Source organism: Dyadobacter sp. CY261 (assembly GCF_021440085.1).
In the GTDB taxonomy this organism is placed as follows: domain Bacteria; phylum Bacteroidota; class Bacteroidia; order Cytophagales; family Spirosomataceae; genus Dyadobacter.
The window spans coordinates 65,277-75,076 of the sequence record NZ_JAKCPW010000022.1; the positions used below are offsets into that span (position 1 = coordinate 65,277).

The following is a 9,800-nucleotide window of genomic DNA, read 5'->3' on the forward strand; positions in this document are numbered from 1 at the left end:
TTATTTAAGATTGAGCACCAGTTGGGGCAGCGCATTCCAAAGCTCGTCGCGCGATTCTTTACAATAATCCAGGGCTTTTTTTCCGTAAGCTGTGACTTCGAAGAAAAGCTTTGGTCGTCCACGCCGGCTTTCGTTTGAATCCCCAGGCGTTGACTTCAGGAAGCCTTTGGATTCCAATCTTCGTAATGTAACCTGCAAGGATCCGACGGTTACTTCCCGGTTAAGGCGTTGTTCGATCTCATCCTTGATCGTTACTCCGTATGCATTGCCGTGTAGCACGCCTACCGTAAGAAGGACGATCTCCTCGAATTCACCGAGCTGAAAACGTTTCATAACTGAATAATACTATTATGCAGTAATAATGGCGAAGATTTTGCATAAATACTATTTTGTAGTAATAATTATTTTCTGGGGTGTGATGGACCCAGGTTTTTCAAACCGATCATTTATCAACAAGTGTCATAATAGGGTTACGATAGTGAGAAGGGGAGAGTTCGTTTGGACTTGCTCCATAGGGTTAAATTAAAAGATTGAACGGCAGTGGCCGCCGCCAAAAGTACAGCAGTCAAAACGTGCAGACGAAGCCCAAAATTTTACATTGATATATGTACGAAAATATCAGTAGAATGGGTTCGATTAACAGATTATACGTAAAGTGCCGTCGCTCCTTTTAGGGAGGCTTTAAAGGCACTTAATTAAATTAACTTTTGGCAAAAAATTATTGTAAGCCTACCAACAGCACTCTAATGGCTGAATCTTGCTAACATTTTGCAAGATGGCGCTGAGATTTGAATACAGCTGATATTTACTCGGCCACTTTGCCACGCAGAACCCATGGCGTTTTATGCACTTTCTCTTTAACTTAAACCTTAGTGAAGTCTATTGTTTTCGAGGAATGTAAGATTCTAAACACTTTTCCACCAAATAATATTTTGTTGTATAACAGGCTTATGATAATTTAATCGTTTCGTCCTTAACACCATGAGTTGCCGAGGCGATGTGGTAGCGGAATCTTCCGCTGACGGTGGAGAAGGTCACAGAGGTACTCCTGCGCAATGGGCTTTTCGCCCGATTTCGTCTCCAACCTGATTGAGATGGGCACCGCGATTAGCACTGGTTATATCAGGCGAATTTTCATCCATAGATAAGAGCGTTAGAAGTTAGGGCTATGATGCGATTCACCTTTATTTGTAGGCTCGAGGAAAATGATATAACATCCAAAAAAGCTTAGCAGATCAGTACGCAATGCACCCTCAATTCGGCTACAACATTTCCGGTTTCGGCTACAAGCGCCTTGTCACGATCGCAGAAATTTGCTGTGTAAAAATTAAAAATAATATGCAGACAGAAACAAAGAAAGTGGCACTGGTTACAGGAGCAAATACAGGCGTGGGATACCAGATCGCTAAATCACTTGCTGATGAAGGCTATACCGTTTACGTTGGTGCCAGAAACCCGGACAAAGGGGAGGTTGCTGCTACCGAGATTGGAAAACAGTCAAAAGCCATTCAATTGGATATTACCGATTCCCAATCCATCGATGCAGCAGTAAAGAAAATTCAAAACGAAGCCGGATACCTGACGCTGCTGGTTAATAACGCGGCCGTCTCGAATGCGGGGAAACCTGGACGCACTATGGAAGAGGTCCTTGGAGCTCAGCGCGCCAGTATCGCGCCTATCGAAGAAATGAAAAAGGTCTGGGAAACGAATGTGTTTGGTACACTTGCTGTGACACAAGCCTTTTTACCTCTATTAAGGAAGGCTGAGAAAGCGCGGATTGTGACAGTGTCGAGCGCATTGGGTTCTCTTACTTTGAATGCCAATCCAGCTAATCCATACCGCTCAGCATTCGATGCCGTCTATGGGGCATCCAAAACTGCGCTTAATGGTGTTTTCCTTTCGCTGGCCATCGATTTAGCGAATACCAATATCAAAGTACACCTGGTAAGTCCTGGTTTTACGGCAACGGCTCTGAATAATTTTCAGGGGACCGATTCGGTGGAGGAAGGGTCTATGGAACCCATAAGGGTGGCCTTGTCAGAAGACCTGCCGACAGGAAGTTTTACCGGACCCGCTCAATATGCCGGATCAGACAACATTGTTCCGTGGTAATAGTAACAGGGTCAAAATCCTGTGGCTGGAAACAGTCACGGGGTTTTGATACATTTATATGATGAAAACTAAGGAAGACAAATTGATACGGTTCATAACGATATCGGAAACGCATGAGGCTTTTGGCTTGCCCAAACCCCAGCATCCTTTGATCAGCCTTGTGCATTTCAACGAGCGCAATCCCTTCAATACAAGCATGGCGCCGATCTACGACGTGCTTAGCTTCTACAAGATCACCTTCATCACCGATAACAACGGAAGGCTAAAGTATGGAAGGGATTACTATGATTACGATGAAGGCAGCATGCTGTTCCTGGCGCCTAACCAATTAGTAGGAAGCACGGATTACAATAGCAGAACCTATTGTTACATCCTGCTCATACATCCCGATTATTTACGGGGCTATCCTTTGGCGAGTAAGATCAGGCAATACGGCTATTTCGCATATTCAGCGAATGAAGCACTGCATTTATCCGAGACAGAAAAGGAAAATATCCTTTCGATTTACAGGAACATGGAACATGAACTCAACAGCCGTGTGGATGAATTCAGTCAGGAGCTCATGATCGCCCATATCGAATTGCTGCTAAGCTATGTCAACCGCTACTACAAGCGGCAGTTCATTACCCGCAAAGTGGTCAACGATGATATCCTGTCGAAAACAGAAGCCATACTCGATCATTATTTGAACAGCCAGCAATCCCTGCACGACGGGGTTCCTACCGTACAATTTCTTTCCGAAAAACTGAACCTTTCGCCAGGTTATCTAAGTGATATGCTCCGTTCGCTGATCGGGCAGAATGCACAGCAGTACATCCATGAAAAATTAATCGAAAAAGCCAAAGAGCGGCTGACGACGACGCAGCTAAGCATGTCCGAAATTGCCTATGAGCTCGGATTTGAACATTCGCAAAGTTTCAGCAAGCTATTTAAAAACAAAACCAATCAATCTCCGATGGAGTTTAGGGCTTCGTTTACGTAAAAACATTCGTTTAGGGCAAATCAATTTAAGAATGGGAAAGGATTGATTTTATTAACTTTGCCCCATGCTAAATGAAGAAACGACTCGAATACCCGGACTGAATGAGGTGGACCTTCGACTCAAAGGCTTTAAAGTTCACGCCCTTCCGGAATCAACAGAACTCCCAGTTAAAGCTGGGCGGCGCGACTTTTACAAAATGGGTTTGGTCAACGGCGAGATGACCATTAATTATGGTGGTCAGCTCCTGGACATCAAAGGGACCGCACTCTTTTTCGTTAACCCGCAAGTGCCGCACGCGCTCGTTCGTCGTATCAACCCTACCAGTGGCTACGCCTGTATCTTTACTGAAACCTTCCTTCATGGCCGGGAATTACAGGACTCTCCGCTTTTCAGGGTCGGCGAAAATCCAATTGTGACGTTGAATGCAGAACAAGCCGCATTTATGACTGGCCTTTTCGAGAAAATGCTGGCTGTTTACGACGGCGACTATCTTTACAAAGGTGATCTGATCAAAAACTACATAGCACTCTTCATCCACGAGGCCCTTCTAATACAGCCCGCGCAGCATGTCTCTACCTTCAAAAATGGCGAAAGCCGTCTTGCACACCTTTTCATTGACCTGCTCGAAAAGCAGTTCCCGATAGAGCGCAGCGACCAACCGCTCCGTCTACGCAGTCCGCAGGAATATGCCAGACATTTAAATGTACATGTCAATTATTTGAACCGGTCTGTCAGGGAAACGACGGGCAAAACCACTTCGGCGCATATATCTGCACGGATTATTGCCGAAGCAAAAGCACTGTTGCAACACAGTGATTGGAGCGTGGCCGAGATCGCTTACGCGCTTGGGTTTGAATACCCTGCGTATTTTAATAACTATTTTAAACGCCTGACTGGTAGCACACCGAACACCTTCCGCAAGGTTTGAAAATCATAGTTATTGGTTTGATATTGATTGGCTGTCCGCCCAGCTGCGGCCTAATTTTGCCGTATCATTATTAAATCATTCAACAATGAAAATTTTAGTAACAGGAGCAACAGGAAAAGTAGGAAGCCGTTTAGTGCCACGCTTGATAGCCAAAGGCTATGATGTATCGATATTGGTCAGGGACATTGCAAAAGCTGGCGGTCTGATTGAACTCGGTGCGACACCCATAACCGGCGACCTGTTTGAACCAGCCACCTTGCCAGCGGCGGTTGGTGGCATGGATGCCGTGATCCACCTTGCCGCGCTCTTCCGGACCTTTACAGATAATGAAGGTATCATCAAAACCAACCGCGAGGGAAGTATCGCATTAGCGCAGGCAGCACACGAGGCCGGAGTCAAACGATTTGTTTTTACAAGCACCTCTAATGTGTACGGTTCAGGTTACCACCGCCCTGCAAAAGAAGACGAACAGGTGGATGTTAACGATCCGCGCTCCTATTCTTCCAGCAAGATCGCCGCAGAAAGGGAATTGATCGGGATGCAGCAAAACCAGGGATTTGACGTCCGTATCTTGCGTCTTGGCTTTGTTTACGGTGACAAGGACCCGCACATTGCCGAAATTATCCCATATATTAAAAAGCTGAACATGCATTCTGGTTCACGCATGCACATGGTACATCACCTGGATGTCGCGCAGGCACTGATCCTGCTGCTCACCACCGAGGGATTGGATGGAGAAATCTTCAACGTAGCCGACGATGCACCAGTTACTTTGTACGAACTGGCTGATTCTGTCGGAAAAGCAGCAGATACCTTTGATGAAATAGAAGGGCCGCTTAAAGACCCTTTCCAGGGCGTTCAGGATATTTCCAAACTTCGAAGAAAAACCGGCTTCCGGCCATTGGTGCCAAGCTACTATGTGGCCCGCGATCTTGATATTTTGTAACCATAGACCGTGTGCTTAGCAGCATTGGAAAATTCGGATACCTTTTACCCGGATTTGGATAATTGCGGCCGCAAGCCGCTTCCTAAGTTTGCATCATAAAATGATATTATGATAACAGCAAAAGGATATGCGGCGCAAACGGCAGAGAGCCCACTAGCGCCCTGGCAATTTGAAAGACGCGAGCTCGGCGCGCACGATGTACAGATCGAAATTCTATACTGCGGAGTTTGTCATACCGACATTCACCTGACCCGTAACGAATGGTTTGAAGGAATTTTCCCGATGGTTCCAGGGCATGAGATCGTGGGGCGTATCAGTACGCTCGGTACTCATGCCAGAAAGTACAGCATCGGTGACCTGGGTGGCGTGGGCGTGATGGTTGATTCCTGCAGGGAGTGCCCTGACTGTAAAAACGGGCAAGAGCAGTTTTGTAGCGTGGCCCCGGTCCAAACCTACAATAATCTGGGCCACGACGGCCAGCCTGTTTACGGCGGATATTCCAATACCATCGTCGTCCATGAAGACTTCGTGCATCGCATTTCTGAAAAGCTCGACCTGGCCGGAGTGGCCCCATTGCTTTGCGCGGGGATAACTACCTATTCACCGCTAAAAAGATGGAATGTAGGTAAAGGGCATAAACTGGCTGTGGTCGGTTTAGGTGGACTGGGCCACATGGGCGTTAAATTTGGGAAAGCCTTGGGCGCAGAAGTAACGGTATTGAGCACTTCTCCCGGCAAAAAGGAAGCGGCCATGCGGCTCGGTGCTGATCATTTTATCATTTCCAGGGAGGAAACGGAGATGAAACGAGCCTTCAAAACATTTGACTTTGTGCTCGATACCGTTTCGGGCAACAGTGATGTAAATCCTTATCTGGCGGTTTTAAAAAGCAACGGTGTTTACGTCAATGTCGGGATGCCGGCCAAGCCCTGGGAGGTGAGCTCCTTTTCGCTGGCAACGGGTAATAAGGTCATCGCCGGGTCTGGCGCCGGAGGGCTGCCCGAAACACAGCAGATGCTGGATTTTTGCGCCGAACATAACATCGTCTCCGACATTGAGCTGATTGATATCAAGGATATTCACACAGCCTACGACCGCATGCAGAAAGGTGATGTCCGCTACCGTTTTGTCATTGATATGAAAACCCTGTAACTTCAATCAGTGAATAAGCCATACCTCATCAATTCCATATCCGAGCAGCACCGGCTGCTCGGATTGCCTAAGCCAAAACATCCGCTGATCAGCGTATTCCGGCATGAACATGCTGATTACGCCAGCCTGGTCGATCTGCAGCATTTTACCCTCAATTTTTACTGCATATCCATCAAAACGGATTATGACGGCAGGTTGAAGTACGGGCACCGGCACTATGACTTCGATGAAGGTATGATGGCCTTTATTTCGCCGTACCAGTTGCTGATGAAACTGGACCCGGGATCGAAGCCGCCGGGTGGCATGACGCTGATGTTTCACCAGGATTTCATTGCAGGCACTTCGCTGGCTACCAAAATCCGGAATTTTGGCTTTTTCTCCTATGAGCTCCACGAAGCCCTTCATTTGTCAGAACAGGAAGAGGCAAAGATCAAGGACCTGTTTGCCAGCATAGAGGCGGAATACCAAAGCAGCATCGATCATTTCAGCCACGAAGTGATGATCACCCACATTGAGCTTTTGCTTCAGTATAGCAGCAGGTTCTACGCCCGTCAGTTTATCACACGAAAAGTGGCTAACGACGAGATCCTGATCCGATTGGAAGGTGTGCTAAACGGGTTTCTGGAATCGCAGAAAGGCCTACCAACTGTACAACAGGTCGCCAGGGAGTTGAACGTGTCCGCCGATTATCTCAGCGATATGTTACGGACCGTTTCAGGACAAACCGCCCAGCAGCATATCCAAACCCGGGTGATTGACAAGGCGAAGCAGCTACTGGCGACGACGAACTTACAGGTTAACGAAATTGCCTATCAGATGGGCTTTGAGTATCCGCAATCCTTTCATAAGCTATTTAAGAACAAGACGAACATGTCTCCGATACAATACCGTGAAAGCTTGAATTAGACCGTGAAGCCTTGATCTATTTGCGGGACGCGGTTTGGGATCAGATTATTGATTGGACCGGGGACGTAACTAGCGCACCATAGAGCATCGCGGAACCATACAACGACCTGCGCTGCCCAAGTTTTGATATCGAATAATTCCCGACACGGCCGAAAATGCTTTTTAAACCTTTGAAGTCAATGGGATATGGCACCCAGGGATTGGATGCTGTTGTGTCATACTCGACAATCAAAAACTTTCTACCTTTACTAAAATGTTTTTCCAGGCGCCGGATTAAGGATTCTTTATCCCTGATGAAATGAAGGGAGTTCGCCATCAGGATCCCGTCTAATCCCGCCACCTCCAGCGCCTCTGTTTCAAAATCGGCCTCGATGAACTTGATCGAAACCTGGTTGCCCATTTGCGGCGGAAGCTGTCGGTTGTTTTTGTCCACGCCGGTAATCTTGCTGTGCGCTGGCAGCATCGTCGCCAAGGCTTCGGTGAAAGTCCCCGTCCCACAACCCAAATCTAACCAGTACTGCGCATGCTCGCCATTGGCACCGCCATCGATTAGTTCTATGGCCTCTTGATTTGTCATGGTTTCTAGATAATTAATTGCTTTGGTTGAGAATCAAGCCGTGATCAGGCTATGCTGCCTGAGCCGACCATAACAAATATAAGAGACAATGACCACGGGGAGCATGACCAGCCGCGCGATTAAGCTAAATGCAGGTCGCCCACCATATAGTGCGCAATGGAGGCCGGAAATAAATGTTGATCTATACCGCTCAGAAACAGTATTGGTTTCCCTTTGCGAAACGCTAACCAAACTAGTTCACGTAAGGTAGGTTACCGAAAAGGTTACCAGATATTTTTGACCTGAATTGAATCGAAATTACACGTAAATCTTTTTACGAAATCACAATAGCGACTATTATGAATGAAAAAAGCGCTCTCTGAAGCGCTACCAGTTGTCCCGCTGGAATCATTTTTATCGCCTAACTGTCTCAAAAACAGCAACATTTCAAACGTCAATTTCCAGGTTACCGGATAGGTTACCAGTTGAAATGATCGATTTTGTAGTATTTTGACCGATTTCTTCCTTTAAAGCTATAAATGATGAGCCGGAATTGCTAGTGATGGAGGTGTTTTTTAGGATCTGTTCCTGGCCGTTTTGACTTTTAGGGGTGGCTACATTCCGCAAATGTTGACCTCGTTTTGTGACAAAAACTAAAAGTGCATTACTGAGCTTTAGTCATGACCATGGCAGTTCATGTCCGCTAGGTAAAGCGAGTGTCTTAGCCCCCTAAATGGTTGGACAAAATTGTAAAAACAGTTTAGTCCATTTAATTTAGGAATTATGAGTAAACAACGGCGAACATTCAGTGCAGAAGACCGGTACTCGATCGTACAGGAATCTATTCGGAGCGGGCCTTCGGAGGTCAGTAGGAAGTATAGCTTGTCACCCTCTCTTTTGAGAAGGTGGAAAGAAAAATATTTGGCGAGTGGCAAGGATGGACTTCGGGATTCTTATTCAAAAGTCGATCCGCAGGTACGCGCACTAGAACCGGGCCGCCGGAGCGGAAGAAAATGAACGACTTAAACGCATTGTTGCCAAGCAACCCCTGGAGTTAGAGGTAAAAAGCGAGTTGCTAAAAAAAACTCCTATCGGACCCAGGAAAAGATAGCCGTCATGACTCGATATCAGCAATTTACAACGCGAAAGCAACTGTGTAAGTGGTTAGAGTTACCCCGTAGCGTATCTTATTACAAAGCTCGAAATGGAAAACCAGGAGCAAAAGCCAGTCAGGTAACGATGAAGCTAGATGGATCTTTGGTATCTAACGAAGATGTCGTAATTCACATTAGAAAGCTTATTGATACTGAATTTAACGCGTTTGGATATGAGTATGCTACGCACGAATTGAAAAAAGAGTATCTGATCAATAAGAAGAAGGTGTACCGGCTTATGCTTGCCAATGGCCTTTTATTGAACAAAATGATTCGACCCAGTGGAAAGCGTGAATTTGTTCAATTTCGTCGTATTGAGGCCAGTAAGCCACTAGAATACTTGTGTTGGGATATTAAATATGTTTGGGTCCACGGTGAACGTCGCAATTACTATTTGCTGTGTATTTTGGACGTTTATACCCGTAAAATTATTGATTGGATGTTCCAAGGCAGCATTCGGCAGCTTGATTTAATAAACTTGCTTCGCCGGGTTAACCATTTTTATCAGTTGCAAGGTGTAATATTACGAAATGATAACGGCAGCCAATTCATCGCCCACAAAGTTCGAAATTTCTTGAAAAATTCGGATGTAAAGCAACAATTCACGCATGTTGCAACGCCAGAGGAGAACTCTTACATCGAGGCTTTTCACAGTATTTTAGAACGAGAAGTGATTGAGCGTAACCAATTTGCGAGCTATTACGAGGCCAAAGATACAATTCAGCGTTTCATCAAACATTACAATGAAAGTCGCTTGCATCGTTCAATCGGTTTCGTGACACCCCAACAAAGGTGGGATCAAGCCACGGTTTGTGACACAACCATTTTAGAAGAAGTGTCCAATTTATAAGGGGTCAAGACACCTTTCCAACAAAGAGATAGCAGCCATGCTCAATATCGATCCGGGGAGCGTTCGCCGGGCCAAAACCAGACTTTCGCAAAAATTGCCCAAAGCGAGACTAATTCGCCTGTTTAATTTGTAGTGGCTCTACAGTTCCGCTACATCTAGAAGTCGGCAAAATGTAGGACAAAACTACGTTTTGCTTTTCATTGCCAGCTTTGCCATC

At 46.1% G+C, this 9,800-nt stretch carries 10 protein-coding genes; 8 read left to right on the forward strand and 2 right to left on the reverse strand.

What is annotated here, in order from left to right:
* Nucleotides 1–333, reverse strand: a complete 333-nt coding sequence (locus LZD49_RS32850; protein ID WP_234672549.1) for a PadR family transcriptional regulator — start codon at nucleotides 331–333, stop codon at nucleotides 1–3.
* A 1,005-nt stretch (nucleotides 334–1,338) separates the two neighbouring features.
* On the opposite strand from LZD49_RS32850, the gene LZD49_RS32855 reads away from it, so the two are divergent.
* The 6 genes from LZD49_RS32855 to LZD49_RS32880 all read left to right on the forward strand — a co-directional run bounded on the left by LZD49_RS32855 (nucleotide 1,339) and on the right by LZD49_RS32880 (nucleotide 7,023).
* Nucleotides 1,339–2,112: an SDR family NAD(P)-dependent oxidoreductase gene (locus tag LZD49_RS32855; protein ID WP_234672551.1), complete on the forward strand. Its 774-nt coding sequence runs from the start codon at nucleotides 1,339–1,341 to the stop codon at nucleotides 2,110–2,112.
* 58 nt (nucleotides 2,113–2,170) lie between these two features.
* Complete coding sequence (locus LZD49_RS32860) at nucleotides 2,171–3,094, forward strand: AraC family transcriptional regulator (RefSeq protein ID WP_310590522.1); 924 nt, start codon at nucleotides 2,171–2,173, stop codon at nucleotides 3,092–3,094.
* Between the two features lie 64 nt (nucleotides 3,095–3,158).
* Entirely contained in the window at nucleotides 3,159–4,022 is an 864-nt protein-coding gene (locus LZD49_RS32865) for an AraC family transcriptional regulator (protein WP_234672553.1), read from the forward strand.
* Between the two features lie 85 nt (nucleotides 4,023–4,107).
* Complete coding sequence (locus LZD49_RS32870) at nucleotides 4,108–4,968, forward strand: NAD(P)-dependent oxidoreductase (protein WP_234672555.1); 861 nt, start codon at nucleotides 4,108–4,110, stop codon at nucleotides 4,966–4,968.
* 108 nt (nucleotides 4,969–5,076) lie between these two features.
* The gene (locus LZD49_RS32875) at nucleotides 5,077–6,117 is read left to right on the forward strand and encodes an NAD(P)-dependent alcohol dehydrogenase (protein WP_234672557.1); all 1,041 of its coding nucleotides are present in this window, start codon (nucleotides 5,077–5,079) and stop codon (nucleotides 6,115–6,117) included.
* Nucleotides 6,118–6,126: 9 nt separating this feature from the next.
* Entirely contained in the window at nucleotides 6,127–7,023 is an 897-nt protein-coding gene (locus LZD49_RS32880; RefSeq protein ID WP_234672558.1) for an AraC family transcriptional regulator, read from the forward strand.
* 40 nt (nucleotides 7,024–7,063) lie between these two features.
* Here LZD49_RS32880 and LZD49_RS32885 read toward each other — a convergent pair whose 3' ends face one another.
* Nucleotides 7,064–7,600 (reverse strand): trans-aconitate 2-methyltransferase, encoded by a 537-nt coding sequence (locus LZD49_RS32885; protein ID WP_234672560.1) that lies wholly within the window; start codon nucleotides 7,598–7,600, stop codon nucleotides 7,064–7,066.
* 762 nt (nucleotides 7,601–8,362) lie between these two features.
* Between LZD49_RS32885 and LZD49_RS32890 the strand changes: the two genes are divergently transcribed.
* Nucleotides 8,363–8,596 carry a transposase gene (locus LZD49_RS32890; RefSeq protein WP_234672562.1) on the forward strand — a complete coding sequence of 78 codons (234 nt, stop codon included), beginning with the start codon at nucleotides 8,363–8,365 and terminating at the stop codon, nucleotides 8,594–8,596.
* 99 nt (nucleotides 8,597–8,695) lie between these two features.
* On the forward strand, nucleotides 8,696–9,583 hold the full coding sequence (locus LZD49_RS32895; protein WP_234672563.1) for an IS3 family transposase: 888 nt from the start codon (nucleotides 8,696–8,698) through the stop codon (nucleotides 9,581–9,583).
* Nucleotides 9,584–9,800 lie beyond the last annotated feature (217 nt).

Excerpts from the sequence above, each read along its gene's own strand:
- LZD49_RS32850 (WP_234672549.1), bottom strand. The coding sequence starts at position 333 with ATGAAACGTTTTCAGCTCGGTGAATTCGAGGAGATCGTCCTTCTTACG.
- LZD49_RS32855 (WP_234672551.1), top strand. The coding sequence starts at position 1,339 with ATGCAGACAGAAACAAAGAAAGTGGCACTGGTTACAGGAGCAAATACA.
- LZD49_RS32860 (WP_310590522.1), top strand. The coding sequence starts at position 2,171 with ATGATGAAAACTAAGGAAGACAAATTGATACGGTTCATAACGATATCG.
- LZD49_RS32865 (WP_234672553.1), top strand. The coding sequence starts at position 3,159 with ATGCTAAATGAAGAAACGACTCGAATACCCGGACTGAATGAGGTGGAC.
- LZD49_RS32870 (WP_234672555.1), top strand. The coding sequence starts at position 4,108 with ATGAAAATTTTAGTAACAGGAGCAACAGGAAAAGTAGGAAGCCGTTTA.
- LZD49_RS32875 (WP_234672557.1), top strand. The coding sequence starts at position 5,077 with ATGATAACAGCAAAAGGATATGCGGCGCAAACGGCAGAGAGCCCACTA.
- LZD49_RS32885 (WP_234672560.1), bottom strand. The coding sequence starts at position 7,600 with ATGACAAATCAAGAGGCCATAGAACTAATCGATGGCGGTGCCAATGGC.
- LZD49_RS32890 (WP_234672562.1), top strand. The coding sequence starts at position 8,363 with ATGAGTAAACAACGGCGAACATTCAGTGCAGAAGACCGGTACTCGATC.
- LZD49_RS32895 (WP_234672563.1), top strand. The coding sequence starts at position 8,696 with ATGACTCGATATCAGCAATTTACAACGCGAAAGCAACTGTGTAAGTGG.